General features: G+C 70.6%; 15 protein-coding genes. 10 read left to right on the forward strand and 5 right to left on the reverse strand.

Annotation, left to right across the window (positions count from 1 at the left end; translation table 11 throughout):
- The first annotated feature begins 31 nt into the window (after positions 1 to 31).
- Together ACIHFE_RS01285 and ACIHFE_RS01290 are read left to right on the forward strand one after the other, a co-directional pair.
- Positions 32 to 2,653: a valine--tRNA ligase gene (locus tag ACIHFE_RS01285; protein WP_400103317.1), complete on the forward strand. Its 2,622-nt coding sequence runs from the start codon at positions 32 to 34 to the stop codon at positions 2,651 to 2,653.
- A 174-nt stretch (positions 2,654 to 2,827) separates the two neighbouring features.
- Positions 2,828 to 3,094 (forward strand): hypothetical protein, encoded by a 267-nt coding sequence (locus tag ACIHFE_RS01290; RefSeq protein ID WP_400103319.1) that lies wholly within the window; start codon positions 2,828 to 2,830, stop codon positions 3,092 to 3,094.
- Between the two features lie 16 nt (positions 3,095 to 3,110).
- Here ACIHFE_RS01290 and ACIHFE_RS01295 read toward each other — a convergent pair whose 3' ends face one another.
- The 5 genes from ACIHFE_RS01295 to ACIHFE_RS01315 all read right to left on the reverse strand — a co-directional run bounded on the left by ACIHFE_RS01295 (position 3,111) and on the right by ACIHFE_RS01315 (position 9,098).
- Positions 3,111 to 4,334: a hypothetical protein gene (locus ACIHFE_RS01295; RefSeq protein WP_400103321.1), complete on the reverse strand. Its 1,224-nt coding sequence runs from the start codon at positions 4,332 to 4,334 to the stop codon at positions 3,111 to 3,113.
- A 105-nt stretch (positions 4,335 to 4,439) separates the two neighbouring features.
- The gene (locus ACIHFE_RS01300; RefSeq protein ID WP_400103323.1) at positions 4,440 to 5,804 is read right to left on the reverse strand and encodes a glycosyltransferase; all 1,365 of its coding nucleotides are present in this window, start codon (positions 5,802 to 5,804) and stop codon (positions 4,440 to 4,442) included.
- 50 nt (positions 5,805 to 5,854) lie between these two features.
- A complete protein-coding gene (wecB, locus tag ACIHFE_RS01305) occupies positions 5,855 to 6,973 on the reverse strand; it encodes a non-hydrolyzing UDP-N-acetylglucosamine 2-epimerase (RefSeq protein WP_400103325.1) in 1,119 nt (372 codons plus the stop codon).
- 305 nt (positions 6,974 to 7,278) lie between these two features.
- Complete coding sequence (locus ACIHFE_RS01310) at positions 7,279 to 7,962, reverse strand: response regulator transcription factor (RefSeq protein WP_400103327.1); 684 nt, start codon at positions 7,960 to 7,962, stop codon at positions 7,279 to 7,281.
- Positions 7,959 to 9,098, reverse strand: a complete 1,140-nt coding sequence (locus ACIHFE_RS01315) for an ATP-binding protein (protein WP_400103330.1) — start codon at positions 9,096 to 9,098, stop codon at positions 7,959 to 7,961. The genes ACIHFE_RS01310 and ACIHFE_RS01315 overlap by 4 nt, the downstream gene beginning before the upstream one ends.
- A gap of 167 nt (positions 9,099 to 9,265) precedes the next feature.
- Between ACIHFE_RS01315 and ACIHFE_RS01320 the strand changes: the two genes are divergently transcribed.
- The 8 genes from ACIHFE_RS01320 (at position 9,266) to rodA (ending at position 18,034) form a co-directional block, all read left to right on the forward strand.
- A complete protein-coding gene (locus tag ACIHFE_RS01320; protein WP_400103332.1) occupies positions 9,266 to 10,792 on the forward strand; it encodes a bifunctional folylpolyglutamate synthase/dihydrofolate synthase in 1,527 nt (508 codons plus the stop codon).
- 2 nt (positions 10,793 to 10,794) lie between these two features.
- A complete protein-coding gene (locus ACIHFE_RS01325) occupies positions 10,795 to 11,139 on the forward strand; it encodes a DUF4233 domain-containing protein (protein WP_400103334.1) in 345 nt (114 codons plus the stop codon).
- An 89-nt stretch (positions 11,140 to 11,228) separates the two neighbouring features.
- The gene (gene ndk, locus ACIHFE_RS01330; RefSeq protein WP_400103336.1) at positions 11,229 to 11,642 is read left to right on the forward strand and encodes a nucleoside-diphosphate kinase; all 414 of its coding nucleotides are present in this window, start codon (positions 11,229 to 11,231) and stop codon (positions 11,640 to 11,642) included.
- A gap of 318 nt (positions 11,643 to 11,960) precedes the next feature.
- Positions 11,961 to 12,980, forward strand: coding sequence for a rod shape-determining protein (locus ACIHFE_RS01335; protein ID WP_004950903.1), 1,020 nt, complete (start codon positions 11,961 to 11,963; stop codon positions 12,978 to 12,980).
- 91 nt (positions 12,981 to 13,071) lie between these two features.
- The gene (mreC, locus tag ACIHFE_RS01340; RefSeq protein ID WP_400103337.1) at positions 13,072 to 14,010 is read left to right on the forward strand and encodes a rod shape-determining protein MreC; all 939 of its coding nucleotides are present in this window, start codon (positions 13,072 to 13,074) and stop codon (positions 14,008 to 14,010) included.
- 9 nt (positions 14,011 to 14,019) lie between these two features.
- Positions 14,020 to 14,694 carry a rod shape-determining protein MreD gene (gene mreD, locus ACIHFE_RS01345; protein WP_400104384.1) on the forward strand — a complete coding sequence of 225 codons (675 nt, stop codon included), beginning with the start codon at positions 14,020 to 14,022 and terminating at the stop codon, positions 14,692 to 14,694.
- The gene (gene mrdA / locus ACIHFE_RS01350; protein ID WP_400103339.1) at positions 14,691 to 16,835 is read left to right on the forward strand and encodes a penicillin-binding protein 2; all 2,145 of its coding nucleotides are present in this window, start codon (positions 14,691 to 14,693) and stop codon (positions 16,833 to 16,835) included. The genes mreD and mrdA overlap by 4 nt, the downstream gene beginning before the upstream one ends.
- Positions 16,832 to 18,034, forward strand: coding sequence for a rod shape-determining protein RodA (rodA, locus tag ACIHFE_RS01355; RefSeq protein ID WP_400103341.1), 1,203 nt, complete (start codon positions 16,832 to 16,834; stop codon positions 18,032 to 18,034). The genes mrdA and rodA overlap by 4 nt, the downstream gene beginning before the upstream one ends.
- The last annotated feature ends 66 nt before the right edge of the window (positions 18,035 to 18,100 follow it).

The raw sequence follows: 18,100 nt of genomic DNA on the forward strand, positions 1-18,100 counted from the left end.
GCTGTCAGTCCCGCCCCGTAGAATTCCGTGCGTGACCGATAACACTCAGCAGCAGCAGAACAGCGCCCCGGAACTGCCGACCCAGTACGCGCCGGCCGAAGTAGAGGGGCCGCTGTACGAGCGCTGGGTAGAGCGGGGCTACTTCGAGGCGGACGCCAAGAGCGAGAAGGAGCCGTACACGATCGTCATTCCGCCGCCGAATGTCACCGGCTCCCTGCACCTCGGACATGCGTTCGAGCACACGCTGATCGACGCCCTCACCCGCCGCAAGCGGATGCAGGGGTACGAGGTGCTGTGGCAGCCCGGCATGGACCACGCCGGCATCGCCACCCAGAACGTGGTGGAGCGGGAGCTGGCCAAGGAGGGCAAGTCCCGGCACGACCTGGGCCGCGAGGCGTTTGTGGAGCGGGTCTGGCAGTGGAAGGGCGAGTCCGGCGGGCAGATCTCCGGGCAGATGCGCCGCCTCGGTGACGGCGTGGACTGGAGCCGCGAGCGGTTCACCATGGACGAGGGCCTGTCCAAGGCCGTCCGCACCATTTTCAAGAAGCTCTATGACGACGAGCTGATCTACCGCGCCGAGCGCATCGTCAACTGGTGCCCGCGCTGTCTGACCGCCATCTCGGACATCGAGGTGGAGTACCAGGATGACGACGGCGAGCTTGTCTCCATCCGGTACGGGGAGGGCGATGCGGAGATCGTCGTCGCCACGACGCGCGCGGAGACCATGCTGGGTGACACGGCGGTGGCCGTCCACCCGGAGGATGAGCGCTACCGGCACCTGATCGGCACCGAGATCGAGCTGCCGCTGACCGGGCGGCGGATCCCGGTGGTCGCGGACGAGCATGTGGACCCGGAGTTCGGCACCGGCGCCGTGAAGGTGACCCCGGCGCATGACCCCAATGACTTCGAGATCGGGCGGCGGCACAACCTGCCCAGCCTGACCGTGCTGGATGACCACGGGGTCATCACGGCGCACGGCCCGTTCCTGGGGCTGGACCGGTTCGAGGCCCGGTCGGCGATCGTCGGCGCGCTGCGCGCCGAGGGCCGGATCGTGGCCGAGAAGCGGCCGTATGTCCACGCCGTGGGCCACTGCTCGCGCTGCAAGACCACCATCGAGCCGCGGCTGTCCATGCAGTGGTGGGTCAAGACCGCGCCGCTGGCGAAGGCGGCGAGCGATGCCGTCCGTGACGGTGAGGTGAAGATCCACCCGAAGGAGATGGAGTCCCGCTACTTCGGCTGGGTGGACAACCTGCATGACTGGTGCATCTCGCGGCAGTTGTGGTGGGGCCACCGGATTCCGGTCTGGTACGGGCCGAACGGCGAGATGGTCTGCGTCGGTCCGGACGAGGAGCCGCCGAGCGGCGAGGGCTGGCGCCAGGAGACGGACGTTCTGGACACCTGGTTCTCCAGCGGTCTGTGGCCGTTCTCCACGCTGGGCTGGCCGGAGAAGACCGAGAGCCTGGCGAAGTTCTATCCGAACTCGGTCCTGGTCACCGGCTACGACATTCTGTTCTTCTGGGTCGTCCGGATGATGATGTTCGGGCTCTATGCGATGGACGGCACCCCGCCGTTCCACACCATCGCCCTGCATGGCATGGTGCGCGACCAGTTCGGCAAGAAGATGTCCAAGTCCTTTGGCAACGCGGTCAATCCGCTGGACTGGATGGACAAGTACGGCTCGGATGCTGTTCGGTTCACGCTGGCGCGTGGCGCCAACCCTGGTGTGGATGTGCCGATCGGCGAGGACTGGGTCCAGGGTTCGCGCAACTTCGCCAACAAGATCTGGAACGCCACCCGCTTCGCGCTGATGAACGGTGCCACGGTGGAGGGCGAACTGCCGCCGGCGGAGCGGCTGTCGGCGACGGACCGGTGGATCCTGTCGCGGCTCAACAGCGTGGTCGCCGAGGTGGACGCGCTCTATGACGACTACCAGTTCGCCAAGCTGAGCGACACGCTGTTCCACTTCGCCTGGGACGAGGTCTTCGACTGGTACGTCGAGCTGTCCAAGACCACCTTTATGGCGGGCGGCGAGCCGGCGAAGGTCTCCGGCCGGGTGCTGGGCGAGGTGCTGGATGTGCTGCTGCGGCTGCTGCACCCGGTGGTCCCGTTTGTCACCGAGACGCTGTGGACCTCGCTCACGGGTAAGGAGTCGGTGGTCGTCGCCGAGTGGCCCAGCGACTCGGGCTTCCGGGACGCGGCCGCGGAGCGGGAGATCGAGGAGCTCCAGCGGGTGATCACCGAGGTGCGGCGGTTCCGGTCCGACCAGGGCCTGCAGCCGGGCCAGCGGGTTCCGGCCAGGCTGGACCTGGCGGGCACCTCGCTGGTCGCGCACGAGGACGCCATCCGGCAGCTGCTGCGCCTCCAGCCGGCCGAGGAGGGTTTCCACGCCACGGCCACCCTGCCGGTGGCGGGGGCCACGGTGTCGCTGGACCTCTCCGGGGCGATCGACTTCGCGGCGGAGCGGAAGCGGCTGACCAAGGATCTCGGCCTTGCCGAGAAGGAACTGGCGCAGGCCGATGCGAAGTTGGGGAACGAGAAGTTCCTGGGCAAGGCGCCGGAGAAGGTGGTCGAGGGGATCCGTCAGCGGAAGGCGGCCGCGGAGGCCGACATCGAGCGGATCACGGCTCAGCTGGCGGCGCTGCCGCAGGGCTGATCCTGGGGTCGAAGCCGCCGCCGTCATCGATGGTGGCGGCTTCGCCGTTTCCGGGCTCGTGGGGTTTTGGGCGCGGGCCGTAGGCGGCTGGTCGCGCCCACGCGGCGGAGCCGTATGACGCAGCTGCCCCGCGCCCCTGACGGGGCGCGGTTCGCCGACTTATAGTTCGCCCTTGTGAATGAGGGAAGCGGCGGGCGGCCGCGTGGCGCCAAGGCCGTACAGATTGTGCTGGGCCTGGCCGGATCCCTGGTGGGCGCCGGACTGCTGTGGCTGGTGCTGCGGTGGGGGATGGGGCGGCAGTCTCCCGGCTTCTGGTGGATCGCCGGGAAGCTGTCGATCAAGGGCGGAATCCTGGTGCTGGTGGGGTTGGCGGGGCTGATGGCGCTGGTCATGGCGCTGGTGGCCCGGATCGTCGCCTGGCTCCGGGGGCGGCCCCGCTGAGGCGGTGCCGCTACGTCTACGCGGAGCGGTGCGTCGGGCGGGCCTCCCAGGGGCGGCTGCGGCCCGGGTCCCACATCGGGCCCCAGGGGCCTTCCAGCGGTTCCTCCTGCACCCGGTCCACGGACCGGCGGCTGTTGCGGTCGCGGCGGTCGCGCTGCGGCCAGAACAGGACGTAGATGGTCGATACGGCCACAAAGGCCAGGCGGATCAGGCCCCGGGTGGGGTCATCATGGACCAGGAAGACACCGCCGTAGAGGACGGTGAGCGCCAGCCAGCTCCACAGCGGGACCAGGCGCCGCTGCCCGCACACATCCCACACCAGGGTGCCCAGCAGCACCGAGGCCGTGTAGTAGGTGTAGACGCTGGGGTCCAGCAGGATCCGGGCGTTGGCGCCCAGCAGGACCACCGCGGCCCAGCGGCCGCGCCAGACCGCCACGGCACCCAGGGTGAGACCCAGGGCGGCCTGGGCCGGGCGGGCCCAGTCGGGGGTCACGGGGGTGTTGCCGCCGAGCCAACGCAGCGCGGAGGCCGGACTGTTGGGGATGGTGAACTTCGCGGCGGCGAATGAGTGCACATCCACCACGAAGAACGGCAGCCAGGCCACGGCCACCAGGCCCACGCACCACAGTCCGGCGCGCAGCCAGCGCTCCTTGGGCAGGGCCAGGAGAAGTGGGAGGAAGGCCAGCGCGGTGGGCTTGGAGTCCAGGGCGAGGGCCATACAGATGCCGGTGGCGGCGGCGTTGCAGCGGGTCAGGGCGTAGACGGCGCAGGCGGTGAAGAAGAGCGCCAGCACATCGTCGAGGTGGGCGAAGCGGACCGCGACCTCGGTCCACATGGGGACAAAGGCCAGGCCCGCGACCAGCACCCGCTGGCGCAGTCGCTGGTGGTTGGTGCCGGTGCCCAGGAAGTGCATGGCGGCGCTGCGGCCGGCCAGGACCAGGATCACCAGGCCCAGGGCGGACATCAGGGCCTCGGCCAGCACCTGGCCCACCTCGGCGGGGAAGGGGTTGAACAGGCCGGCGACCAGGAAGCTGATCGGGCCCATCTGCAACTCGGGGTGGCGGGCATAGAGGTTGAGACCGCCGTCGCCCGAGGAGCCGCCCTGGTAGATGAGTTCGCCGCCGGTGCGCAGGTAGTGCCAGGAGAAACCGCCGCTGGGCTCGACCACCATGAACCAGAGCAGGGCCCATGAGGTGAGCAGCAACAAGTGCATCCGATTGCTGAGTACCGGTATCCGCACAACGCTCCTGTTCCGCCGCCCGAAGCCCCTGTTGACTCCGGGCACAACTGTCACCGGCGGTGAGAGGGGGGAACGTTAGCCGGGGTTGCCTCGATTGGCTGTGACTTACGCCTCAATCGCGGTCGGGCCGGAACCGGTGTGCTCCGCATTGCGGCGGGTCTTGGCCCAGCCATTGCGGCCGCGCAGCATACGGACGAAGCCACGGGCGGAGACCGGGAACAGGTGGTAGGCGTACAGCCACAGTGCCAGCCCCCACAGTAGGGCGGTGAGCAGCGAGTGGTCGGCGGCGCGGTCGCGGCGGTAGACCGGGCCCCACAGGACGAAGGGCAGCACCGAGACCACGGCGAGGACCAGGATCAGGGGCCACAGGGCGAGCATGCCGGAGAACGCCTCGCCGGGTCCGTTCTCGGCGGCGTGCAGGCCGAGCAGGACGAACATCACCGCGCACAGGGCCAGGGTGACCAGGTGGGCGACGGGCTGGAGGAAGGTGTAGAGGGTCTCCAGCACGCCCTTGCCGCTGTAGTGGCGGGAGCCGACGATGCGCGGCGCGTAGCGGACGCACTGCAGATTGCCCTGGGCCCAGCGGGTGCGCTGGGTGAGGAAGCGGCGGGCGTGCGGCAGGCCCTCCTGGGAGACCCAGGTGTCGGTGAGGTGGGTTATCCGGTCCCCGCCGAGGATCATGTGCAGGCCCAGCTCGTAGTCCTCCAGCAGCGCCCCGTGCTTCCAGGGGCGGCGCTCGTGCTCGGCTATCCGGTCCAGCGCGGAGAGCCGGGTGAACTGGCCGTTGCCGCCCAGGCCCACCGAGCCGGTGCGGCCGCGCAGCAGCTGCATGCCGGCGTTGGAGACGGAGAACTCCATGTCCTGCATGCGGACCAGCAGGCGGGCGAAGGCATTGCGCAGGCGGCCGTGCCCGGGCAGCGGGCGGGGGTCGCCGGTGTTGCGCATCTGGACGCTGACCTGGACGCCGCCGGTCTCGGGGGTGGCGAAGCCGGCCGGGCCGCTGACGATGTTGAGGGCGTTGGGGTCCAGTTGGCCGTCGGCGTCGATGACGCAGACGATCACGCGCTCGCGGTCGGTGTCCTTGGACAGGAACTGGTTGAGCTCGTCATAGGCGGCGTTGAGCGCGGCGCCCTTGCCCTGGCGGGCGTTGGGGCGGTGGCGGCGGACCAGGTGCACCCGCCGGTCGTCCTCGGCGAGTTCGGCGACAAGGGCGCCGGTGCGGTCGTCGCTGTCGTCGTCGATCACCCAGACATGGGCCCGCGGGTGGTCGGCGCGCAGCCGGCCGACGGTGGTGGCGACCACCGCCTCCTCATCGCGGCAGGGCACAAAGAAGTGCCAGTCGAAGTCGCCGGGGTCACCGGTGACGGCCGCCGGGCGCCGCAGATAGGCGTGGCGGGCGCCGGCCCAGTAGAGCAGGAAGCAGGCGAGGAGGAAGAAGGGGAAGACGAGCAGCAGGGGGTGGTTGAACATGGGGTACCTGGGGGTGGTGGGGGCTGGTGCGGGTGCGGTGCGTGGGCCGGTTACGCGGCCACCGGCACCCGTGCCGTGATGCCGGCGAGCAGGCCGGCGATGCGGTCGGAGGCGAGGCCGTCGCCGAACGGGCTGGGCAGCGCGGCCAGCCGGGCCAACCCGGCGCCGCCGGAGGCGAGTCGGCGGTGGGCGGCGCGGCCGATCTCCGGGCCGGGCCGGACCAGGTCGGCGAACTCGGCCATGGCCTCGGGGCGTTCGGTGGAGCGGCGCACCACCACCAGTGGGCGGCCCAGCACGGTGCACTCCTCCTGGATGCCGCCGGAGTCGGAGACCAGCAGCGCGGAGTGGCGGGCCAGCGCCAGGAACTCGGAGTAGCCCAGCGGGGCGCCGACCGTCAGCGGGGCGAGCAGATGGGTGAGCTCCGCCGCCTCGATACGGGCCCGGGTGCGCGGGTGCAGCGGCAGGACGACGGGCAACCGCTCGGCCAGCGCGGCCAGTTCGGTGAGGATGGCGCGCAGGGCGGCGGGGTCGTCGGTGTTCTCCGGGCGGTGCACGGTGGCCAGCACGTAGGAGTCGGCGGCCAGACCGTGCCGGGCGAGCAGGGCGGTGCGCTCGTCCTCCGTCGGCAGTTGGTTGTGGACGGCCTCGACCACGGTGTTGCCGGTGACCGCGATCCGGGCCTCGTCGATGCCCTCGGCCAGCAGATTGGCCCGGTTCTCCGGGGTGGCGGCGCACAGCACGTCGGCGATGCGGTCGATGAGCACGCGGTTGTGCTCCTCGGGCATGGCGCGGTCGTGGCTGCGCAGGCCGGCCTCGACATGCAGCAGCGGGATGCCGCGGGCGTTGGCGGCCAGCGCGCCGGACAGGGCGGCGTTGGTGTCGCCCTGCACCACCACGGCCAGCGGGGGCTCGGCGGTGAACAGCTCGTCGAGCTGGGCGAGCGCGGCGGATATCTGCACCGCGCGGGGCCGGCCGCCGACGCCGCTGAGGAAGGTGGGCTCCGGGAGACCGAGCTCGGTCAGGAAGCGGCCGGAGAGCTCCTCGTCATAGTGCTGCCCGGTGTGCACGAGGTGAGCGGCGGGGCCCAGGAGACGGACCAGATCGGTGAGCTTGACCAGCTCGGGGCGGGTGCCGAGGACGATGGCGACGCTGCGGGTGGGCATCTGCATGCGGGGCGCTCCTGGGGCCGTCGGTTTCGGGGACGGCTCCGAGAGTGCGGTTGGTTGGTTGCGGGGCTGGATGAGCGTCGGTTGCCCGACGGTTGCGGATCGCCCGGCGGGCGGGGCGTGGGACCTTTGGCCTGGTCGTGCGCCCCGCAAGGGGCCGCGGGGCCATCGCCGGGGGCGCCCCCTTGGGGGCGCGGGGAACTGTGCGATCAGCCGGCGACGGCCCGCCCCCGGCGTTGTGCCCACCCTCCCCCAGCTACCGCTGGGAGGTGCCCCCATCGCCCTGCGGAACGACTGCCCACAACGGGTCAGTCCACTCGGTACCGGTAGCCCAGGCCCCGGACCGCCTCCAAGGGGTCCGCCGCCTCGTCGCCCGCCGCCTGCCGCAGTTTTCTGCGGAGTCGCAGGACCGCGAACTTCACCCGTTCCCGCCCCGTCCCATCCGGGTCGTCCCACACCCGGTCCAGCAACTGCTCGGTGGTGAGGATCCGCCCCCGGTTGCGGACCAGCAACTGCAGCAGCCGGTACTCGATGTCGCTCAGCCGCGCCTCCTGGCCCTGCCAGATCGCCGAGCGCCGCTCCGGTACCAGCCGTAGCGCGTCGTCGAAGGGGTCGCCCGCGAAACGGCCGGGCGCGCTGCGCCGCAGCAGGGCCTCCACCCGGGCCAGCAGCTCATCGTTGCCGAAGGGCTTCGGCAGGTAGTCGTCGGCCCCGGAGCGCAGGCCCCGCACCCGGTCGGTCTCCGCGCCGCGCGCGGTCAGCAGCAGTACCGGCAGGTCGCTGAGGTCCCGGGTGCGTTCCAGGACCTCCCAGCCGTCCAGCTCCGGCAGTCCGATGTCCAGGATGAGCAGCCCGGGGCGCTCGGCGAACAGCAGCCGTAGCCCCTCCCGCCCGTTGTCGGCGTGCACCACCTCGTGCCCGGCGCGGTCCAGCAGGGTGCGCAGGGCGAGCGCGAGGTCGGGGTCGTCCTCGACCAGGAGGACGCGCGTCATGGCAGCTCCTCCGGTTCGGCCGGCGGGCCGGTCAGGGGCAGCCGGATGGTGAAGACGGCGCCCTCGCCCTCGGCCCCGCTCACGCCGAGCGTGCCGCCATGGGATTCGACGACCGTACGGCAGATGGCCAGCCCCAGGCCGGTGCCGGGGTAGCCGCCGGAGCGGGCGTTGGGGGCGCGGTAGAAGCCGTTGAAGATCTTGTCCCGGACGTTCTCGGGGATGCCGATGCCGGTGTCGGCGACCTCGATCAGCCAGTGCTCGGTCCCGGGCCGGGCGGTGACGGTGATCCGCCCGTCCGGCGGGGTGAACTTGGCGGCGTTCTCCAGCAGGTTGCCCAGTACATGGTGCAGGCGGTGGCGGTCGCCGCGCAGGGGCGGGCCGGGGGTGCAGTCCAGGACGGTGAAGACCGGGGAGGTGCACAGGGCGTCCAGCACCGCGTCCTGGAGCATGGCCGGGACGTCCACGGTGCCGAACTCCAGCTCCAGGCCGGTGGCCCGAGCCCGGGTGGTGAACAGCAGGTCGGAGATGACGCGCTGCATCCGCTCACCATTGCGCCGGATGGCGTCCACAAAGCCGCGCTGTTCGGCGGTGAGGGCGCCGAAGGCGGGATCGGTGAGCAGTTCGCCGAAGCTGATCACGGTGGTGAGCGGGGTGCGCAGCTCATGGGAGGCGGCGGCGGTGAAGGCGTTGCGCTGCCGGGCCAGCTCGGTGAGCGCCACATTGTCCCGTTCCAGGTCGTGCTCGTGCCGGCGCACCTCGGTGACATCGGTGAACAGCCAGAGCGCGCCCAGATAGGCGCCGTCGTCCCGCAGCGGCTCCACTTCGCGGCGGATGGTGCGGCCGTCGGTGAGCGGGATCTCGGCCACCCGGTGCACATGGCGGCGGGCCAGCACCTCCTCGGGGGAGTGCGGGCCGCCGGGGTCGGGCGGGAAGAAGGCGCGGACCAGGGGGACCAGCGGGCTCATGGGGGCGCCGGGGGACAGGTCGACCCGCCCGGCGAGGTCAAACATATGGATGAACCGGTCGTTGACCGCCAGTACCTCATCGGCGGGGCCCTGCAGCACCGCCCCGGCGGGCAGGGCCTGGACCACGGCCTGGAGCCGGTCCCGGTCCTGGTCCCGGCGCTCGGTCCCCATGGGCTCACCAGCTCTCCGGGTACTCAGGTGGCACCTTGGTCAGATGGCACTTTGTTGGAGATAACCCAACAAAACCGTATGCCAAAGCGGAACATACTGCTCCTGGTCGGCGCGGCCCGGACCGGCCCTCGCCCTGGCTGTCGGACCGGCTCCGTAGACTGGTCCGCGTGACCGAGCGCCCCCAGAACGACCACACCGACCAGAACGAATCCGGCGAAAACGATCAGTTCGAGGAGATCGTCGAAGCCGAGACCGACCGCGACGCCGACCTCGCCGTGATCGAGGCCGGCAGCCGTACGCTGCGCACCCAGGCGGCTCCGCCGCAGGCCGAGGTGCCCGGCCGCCCGGAGGACCCGGAGGTGGACCGGGCGCTGCGTGAGGTGGAGGCCGAGCTGGCCGGGCGCTGGGGCGAGACCAAGCTGGACCCTTCGCTGGTGCGCATCCAGAAGCTGATGGATGTGCTGGGCGAGCCCCAGCGGGCGTACCCCGCCATCCACATCACCGGCACCAATGGCAAGACCAGCACCGCCCGCATGATCGAGGCCCTGCTGGCCGCCTTCGATCTGCGCACCGGCCGCTACACCAGCCCCCATGTGCAGTCCGTCACCGAGCGGATCAGCCTGGACGGCGCCCCGATCAGCGCCGAGCGCTTTATCGAGACCTACCGCGACATCGAGCCCTATGTGCGGATGGTCGATGAGGGCGAGGAGTTCCGGCTGTCCTTCTTCGAGGTGCTCACCGGCATGGCCTTCGCGGCCTTCGCCGACGCCCCGGTGGATGTGGCCGTGGTCGAGGTCGGCATGGGCGGCACCTGGGACGCCACCAATGTGGTGGATGGCACGGTCGCCGTGGTCACCCCGATAGCGCTGGACCACACCGACCGGCTGGGCACCACCCCCGGCGAGATCGCGGGCGAGAAGGCCGGGATCATCAAGCCGGATGCCACCGTGGTGCTGGCCCAGCAGCCGGTGGACGCTGCCCAGGCGCTGCTCAAGCGCTCGGTCGAGGTGGATGCCACGGTCGCCCGGGAGGGCATGGAGTTCGGGGTGACCGGCCGCGAGGTGGCGGTCGGCGGCCAGCTGCTGACCCTGCGCGGCCTGGGCGGCGAATACCCGGAGGTCTTCCTTCCGCTCTATGGCGCGCACCAGGCGCACAACGCCGCGGTGGCGCTGGCCGCGGTGGAGGCGTTCTTCGGCATCGGCTCCCAGCACGCCCGCACCCTGGACATCGACACCGTCCGCCGGGCCTTCGCCTCGGTCACCTCGCCGGGCCGCCTGGAGGTGGTGCGCCGCAGCCCCACCGTGGTGCTGGACGCCGCGCACAACCCGGCCGGCGCGCGGGCCGCCGCCGAGGCGGTCAGCGAGGCATTCGGCTTCAGCCGGCTGATCGGCGTGGTCGGCGCCAGCGACGACAAGGACGTCCGCGGACTGCTGGAGGCGTTTGAGCCGGTCTTCGCCGAGCTGGTGGTGACCCGTAACTCCAGCCACCGGGCGATGGACGCGGATGAGCTGGCGGCGGTGGCGGTGGAGGTGTTCGGCGCCGAGCGGGTGCAGGTCGAGCCGCGGCTGGACGACGCCCTGGAGGCGGCCATCACCCTCGCCGAGGAGGAGGGCGAGTACTCGGGAGCCGGAGTGCTGGTGACCGGCTCGGTGATCACGGTCGGCGAGGCCCGGCTGCTGCTGAGGAGGAACTGACCATGCGGACCCTGTGCGCGAGCACTCTGATCGGTGAATTCTTTGTCATCGGATTTGCCGGGCTGGTGGCCATGCGGCTGTCGGATCTGTCCATGGGCACCGTCTGGACGGTCAGCGGCACCGCCATGGTGCTGAGCGTGCTGCTGTGCGGGATGCTCACCCGCCCCGGCGGGGTGGCGCTGGGCTGGGCGCTGCAGATCGGTCTGGTGCTCAGCGGGTTCGTGGTTCCGGTGATGTTCTTCCTCGGGCTGGTCTTCGGCGCTCTGTGGTGGGCCTCGGTGCACTTCGGCCGGAAGATCGACGCGGCCAAGGCCCGGTTCGCCGCTGAGGCGGCCGAGGCCGCCTGACCTCCGTCCAACCCCGTGGTACGGAGCTGTCGCCGGGCCCCTGTACCCTCTGGCCCACCACAGTCGATCGCCTTGCAAGGAGCCGCAGTATGAGCCAGCGCACCCTCGTCCTCCTCAAGCCGGACGCCGTCCGGCGCGGGCTGGTCGGCGAGATCATCGGCCGGATCGAGCGCAAGGCGGGCTGGACGATCGGCGCACTGGAGCTGCGCACCCTGGACCGGGCCACCCTGGAACAGCACTACGCCGAGCACGAAGGCCGGGATTTCTACGAGCCGTTGATGGGCTTTATGTCTTCCGGTCCGGTGGTGGCCATGGTGGTCGAGGGAGAGCGGGTCATCGAGGGCGTCCGCGCCCTGGCCGGCCCGACCGACCCGATTTCGGCCGCTCCCGGTTCCATCCGTGGTGACTTCGGCACCATCACGCGCGAGAACCTCATCCACGCCTCGGACTCCGAGGAGTCCGCTGAGCGAGAAATCAAGATTTTCTTTCCGGGCCTTGCCTGATACTGGATCAGGCGCCCACCTATTCTGATCAGGGGCGACCGATTTTCCTTTCGGTCGCCCTATGACATATGCGTGGCGAACGGGGGAACCTCTCACTCCGACACGACGTCACCATTACAGGGGAGGGCTTGCGTTCCGCCGACAATGGCGGAGCAACTGTCGCGCATGGGGGTCCCTCCCAGCGGTAGCTGGGGGAGTTCCGCCGGGCGAGACTACGATGAAGTTTCCGCGCCCCGCAGCGCAGCAGCACCACCTGCCGACCTCATGTAAGCAATCGCTCCAGCTGGGAAGGCCAGACGTATCCTCATGGGGAACAACATGTCGTTCATCGGCCGTGACATGGCTGTCGACCTCGGGACCGCCAACACGCTGGTGTACGTCAGAGGTCGCGGGATCGTCCTCAACGAACCGTCAGTGGTCGCGATCAATACCAACACCGGTGGCATCCTCGCGGTGGGCGCCGAGGCGAAGAAGATGATCGGGCGGACCCCCGGGAACATCGTCGCGGTGCGGCCGCTCAAGGACGGCGTGATCGCCGACTTCGAGATCACCGAGCGGATGCTCCGCTACTTCATCCTGAAAATCCACAAGCGGCGCTGGATGGCCCGCCCGCGCGTGGTGGTCTGTGTGCCCTCCGGAATCACCGGCGTTGAGCGCCGCGCGGTCATCGAGGCCTCCACCCAGGCCGGTGCCCGTCAGGTGCACATCATCGAGGAGCCCATGGCCGCGGCGATCGGCTCCGGCCTGCCGGTCCACGAGGCCACCGGCAACATGGTGGTGGACATCGGCGGCGGCACCACCGAGGTGGCCGTGATCTCGCTGGGCGGAATCGTCACCGCGCAGTCGATCCGGGTGGCCGGCGATGAGCTGGACAACGCGATCATCCAGCACATCAAGAAGGAGTACAGCCTGCTGCTGGGCGAGCGCACCGCCGAGCAGATCAAGATCACCATCGGCTCGGCATATGACCTGGAACAGGACGAGCACACCGAGATCCGCGGCCGCGACCTGGTCAGCGGCCTGCCCAAGACCGTGGTGATCTCGGCCGCCGAAGTCCGCAAGGCCATCGAGGAACCGGTCAACTCCATTGTGGACGCGGTCAAGACCACCCTCGACAAGTGCCCGCCCGAGCTCTCCGGCGATGTGATGGACCGTGGCATCGTGCTCACCGGCGGCGGCGCCCTGCTGCGCGGCCTGGACGAGCGGCTGCGCCGGGAGACCGGGATGCCCATCCATATCGCGGAGGACCCGCTGGACTCGGTGGCACTGGGCTCCGGCAAGTGCGTGGAGGAGTTCGAGGCGCTCCAGCAGGTGCTGGACGCCCAACCCCGCCGCTAGGGGCCCGGCCTGATATACAGGCACAACGCTGCCGATGACCGGTCCGGGCGCGCAGCACGGCCGGTCCGACGAGAAGGGCATGCCGCCGCACGTGAGGGACACACGAGAGAGCCGGCTGCTACTGGTACTGCTGGTCGCCGTCGCGTTCGCGCTGATCACCATCGACATCCGCGGCGGCGAGCAGTCCCCCCTGGACGGCGTGCGGCGCGCCGCAGCCTCCGCCTTCGGACCGGTGGAGGAGGGTGTCGCCGCGGTCGTGGACCCGGTGGCCGGCGCGGTGGCCGCGGTCCGGGACTCCGGTGACCGCAGCAGGAAGATCACCGAGCTGGAGCGCGAGAACACCGAGCTCAAGCAGCGCCTGGGCAGCGACGACCGCAACCGGGCCCGGGTCCGTGAGCTGGACACCATGCTCAAGACGGCCGGCCGGGGCCAGTACGGGATCAAGGGAGCCCAGGTCATCGCCATAGGAGCGGCCCAGGGCTTCTCCTGGACGGTCACCATCGACGCGGGCAGCCATGACGGCATCAAGCGGGACATGACCGTGCTCAACGGGGACGGCTTGGTGGGCCGGGTGACCACCGTCGGCCCGTCCACCGCCACCGTGCTGCTGGCCAGCGACCCCAAGTTCACCGTGGGCACCCGGCTGGAGAAGAGCAGCGAGATCGGCTTCGCCAACGGCCAGGGCGACAGCACGCTCAAGGTGGAACTGCTCAACGGCAAGGCCGCCGTGCAGCCCGGGGACCGGCTGGTCACCTTTGGCTCCGCCAAGGACAAGCCCTTCGTACCGGGCGTCCCGGTGGGCGAGGTGGTCCGGGTGGAGCCCTCCGGCGGCCGTCTGACCCGCACCCTTCAAGTCCGTCCCTTTGTCGGCTTCAGCAAGCTCGACCTGGTCGGCGTGGTCGTCCAGCCGCCCCGTGAGGAGCCCCGGGACACCGTGCTGCCGCCCAAGCCGGCCGCCCCCAAGCCGGCCCCCACGGTGACCGTCACCGTCACCCCCTCAGCCTCCGCGAGCGCCAACCCCAGGGACTGACCGATGCCCATGCGCCTCAACCGGATTCTGCTCTCCACCGCGCTGGTGGTGATCGCCCTGGTGCTGCAGGTGTGCGTGCTCGCGCGACTGCATCTGCCGGGGGCGGTGCCCGATCTGCTGCTGCTGGTGGTGGTCGCGCTGGGCCTGGTGTACGGGCACAGCGGCGGCGCCCTGGTCGGTTTCGGGGCCGGGCTGCTGGCCGATCTGGCGCCGCCGGCCGACCATGCCGCCGGGCGGTACGCCCTGGTGCTGTGCGTGGTGGGCTACGCGGTCGGGATGGCCCGGCCGGAGACCGGCCGGCTGCGCTCGGCCACGGTGCCGATGCTGGTGGTGGTGGGCGCGGCCATCGGCTCCACCCTGCTGTACGCGGGGGTGGGTTCGCTGGTCGGGGACACCGCCGCCCGTCATGTCGGCCTGACCGGGCTGGTGTTCACCGCCACCCTCTATGACCTGCTGCTGGCGCCGTTCACCGTGCCGCTGGTCATGGCGCTGGCCCGGCGCGGTGAGAGTGACCCGCTGGCCGAGGGCAGCGCGGTGGCGGGCGGCGACGGCCCGTACGGCTGGCTCACCAGCGTCAGCATGCGCGGCGGCCGGGGCGGCCGGCTGGGCGGCCAGCGCGGCGGGCTGCTGGTGAAGAGCGTTGCGCGCAACCGCGGTTGGGGCAAGGGGAGCAAGCGTCTATGAGCAACATCCCGGAGACCGGGCGTACTTCGCGGGTGAACATCCGGCTGGTGGTCATCCAGATCCTGGTGGTCTCGCTGCTGGTCACCCTGGGCGGCCGGCTGTGGTACCTGCAGATCCGCAATGGCGACCAGTACACCGCCGAGGCCGCCAACAACCACATCCAGCAGGTGATCGCGCCCGCCACCCGCGGCTCCATCCTGGATGCCCGCGGGGTGCCGCTGGCCGACAACCAGACCCGGCTGGTGGTCTCCGCCAACCGCACCGACCTGATGAAGATAAAGGACAAGGGCAGGAGCGTGCTGGCCCGGCTGGCCTCGGTGCTGGGCATGAAGCCCGAGGATGTGGCGGTCAAGGTGCGGCTGTGCGACGCCAAGACCCCCAAGCCCTGCTGGTCCGGCTCCCCGTACCAGCCCATCCCCATCACCGACGCCGCCACCCCGCAGCAGGCCCTGCAGATCCGCGAGCGCGCCGAGGACTTCCCCGGCATCACCGCCGAACCCCAGGCGGTGCGCCGCTATGGCGCCCCCGGCGGTGCCAACGCCGCCCAGGTGCTGGGCTATCTGTCGCCGGTCACCGACGAGGAGGTGCAGAAGGCCAAGCAGTCCGATTCCCGGCTGGTCCGCTCCGACCAGGTCGGCCGCTCCGGTCTGGAGCGGCAGTACGACGCCCAGCTGCGCGGCAAGGCCGGGGTCACCCGCTATGAGGTGGACAACCTGGGCCGGGTCATCGGCAAGGCCAAGAGCGACAAGGCCGAGCCCGGCTCCAACGTCGTCACCAGCATCGACGCCCGGGTGCAGGCCATAGCGGAACGCGAGCTGGACCAGGCGATGAAGGACGCCCGCCAGGAGCTCGACAAGAACACCGGCACCACCTACAAGGCCGACGCGGGTGCCGTGGTGGTGATGGAGTCCAAGACCGGCCGGGTGGTGGCCATGGCCTCCAATCCCAGCTATGACCCCAATGTCTGGGTGGGCGGTATCTCCGGCAAGGACTACCAGGCGCTCACCGGCGACAACTCCGACTACCCGCTGCTCAACCGGGCGATCCAGGGCCAGTCCGCGCCCGGCTCCATCTTCAAGGTCATCTCGGCCACCGCCTCGGTCAACGCCGGGTACTCCTTCACCGACAAATACAACTGCTCCAGCTCGTACAACATCGGCCGCCAGGTCTTCACCAACTTCGAGTCCAAGGGCTATGGCCCCATCGACCTGGGCCGGGCGCTGGAGGTCTCCTGCGACACCGTCTTCTACGACCTGGCCTACAAGCAGTGGCAGAAGGACGGCGGCAACAACCCCAAGAACCCCAAGGACTGGTTCTACCGGACCGCCCGCCAGTTCGGCCTGGGCAAGGAGACCGGCATCGACCTGCCGGGCGAGGTCCGCGGCCGGGTGCCGGACCGGGACTGGAAGAAGCGGTACTGGGACGCCAACAAGGACACCTGGTGCAAGCAGGGCGGCAAGGGCGGCGACTACGCGGCCCAGATCGCCAAGGAGAACTGCGAGTCCTTCTACCGGATGCGCGCCGGTGACTCGGTGAACTACTCCATCGGCCAGGGCGACACCCTGGTCACCCCCATCCAGATGGCCACCATCTACTCGGCCATCAGCAACGGCGGCACCCTCTACAACCCGACCGTGGGCAAGGCGATCGTCAGCGCCGACGGCAAGCACATCCAGGAGATCAAGCCCCGGGCGCACGGCCGGCTGCCGTTCGACGCCAAGACCCACAGCCAGCTGGACGCCGCGCTGGCCGGAGTGGCCACCGAGGGCAGCGCGGCCTGGCGGTTCACCGGCTGGCCGCAGAAGGAGATCCCGATGCACGCCAAGACCGGCACCGCCGAGGTGGCCGGCAAGCAGACGACCTCCTGGTTCGCCACCTACACCAAGGACTACACGGTCGTCATGACCATCTCCCAGGGCGGCACCGGCTCCGGCGCCTCCGGGCCCGCCGTCCGCAACATCTACAACGCCATCTATGGAGTCGACGGCAACGGCAAGATCGACCCCGCCAAGGCGCTGCTGCCCACGCCCCAGGCCGGACTGCCCAAGATCGACAAGGATGGCAGCATCGAGGCGGCGCACATCGACCCGGCGCCCTCCCCCTCCGCCTCCCGGCGGGAAGACGAGGAGCAGCCCCGGTGAGTGCCGCCCAGGGACTCGCGGTCCGCCGCTTCGCCCCGCCCCGCTCCGCCTGGGCCAGGCTGGCCGACCGCGACGGCCTGCTGCGCCGGCTGGACTGGCCGATGCTCCTCGCCGCCCTGGCGCTGTCCGCGCTCAGCTGTGTGCTGGTGTACTCGGCCACCCGGGGCCGCACCGGGCTCACCCATGGCGACCCGTACTACTTCCTGGAACGCGACATCCTCAACACCGTGATCGGCGTGGCCCTGGCCGCCGGGGCGGTATGGGCCGGCCACCGGGCGCTGCGCGGCGCGGTGCCGGTGATGTACGCGCTGTCCGTGCTGGCCACCGCCGCGGTGCTCACCCCGCTGGGCGCCACCATCAACGGCGCCCGGTCCTGGATCCAGCTGGGCGGCGGGTTCTCCGTCCAGCCCTCCGAGTTCACCAAGATCACCATCACCCTGGGCATGGCCATCCTGCTGGCCCGGCAGGTGGACACCGGGGAGCGGCCCCATCCCGGCCACCGCACCGTCGTCCAGGCGCTGGGCGTGGCCGCGCTGCCCGTACTGGTCATCCTGCTGATGCCGGACCTCGGCTCGATCATGGTGCTGGTGGTGATCGTGCTGGCCATCCTGCTGGCCTCCGGCGCCCCCCGGCGCTGGATCCTGGGCCTGCTCGGCGCGGGTGCGCTGGGCTGCGTACTGATCTGGCAGCTCGGCATCCTCGACACCTACCAGATCAATCGTTTCGCCGCCTTCGCCAACCCCGCCTTCGACCCCTCCGGCATCGGCTACAACACCAAGCAGGCCAGGATCGCCATCGGCTCCGGCGGCCTCACCGGCGCCGGGCTCTTCCACGGCCCGCAGACCACCGGACAGTTCGTCCCCGAGCAGCAGACCGACTTCGTCTTCACCGTGGCCGGCGAGGAGCTGGGATTCCTGGGCGCCGGCGCCATCATCCTGCTGCTGGGCGTGGTGCTCTGGCGTGCCTGCCGGATCGCCCGGGAGGCGACCGACCTCTATGGCACGGTGACGGCCGCCGGGATCATCGCCTGGTTCGCCTTCCAGTCCTTCGAGAACATCGGCATGACCCTGGGCATCATGCCGGTCACCGGGCTGCCGCTGCCCTTTGTCTCCTACGGCGGCTCCGCCACCTTCGCCGCCTGGATCGCCATTGGCCTGCTCCAGTCCATCAAGGCCCGGCGCCCACTGGCCCCCGCCTAGCGCCCGGCGCCCGCCGGTGGCGGCATTAGGACTGCCGCCCGCGCCCGGCGCGGACTAGATTCGGCG

The sequence above is a fragment of the Streptomyces sp. NPDC052396 genome (genome assembly GCF_044593195.1).
Taxonomy (GTDB): Bacteria; Actinomycetota; Actinomycetes; order Streptomycetales; family Streptomycetaceae; genus Streptomyces.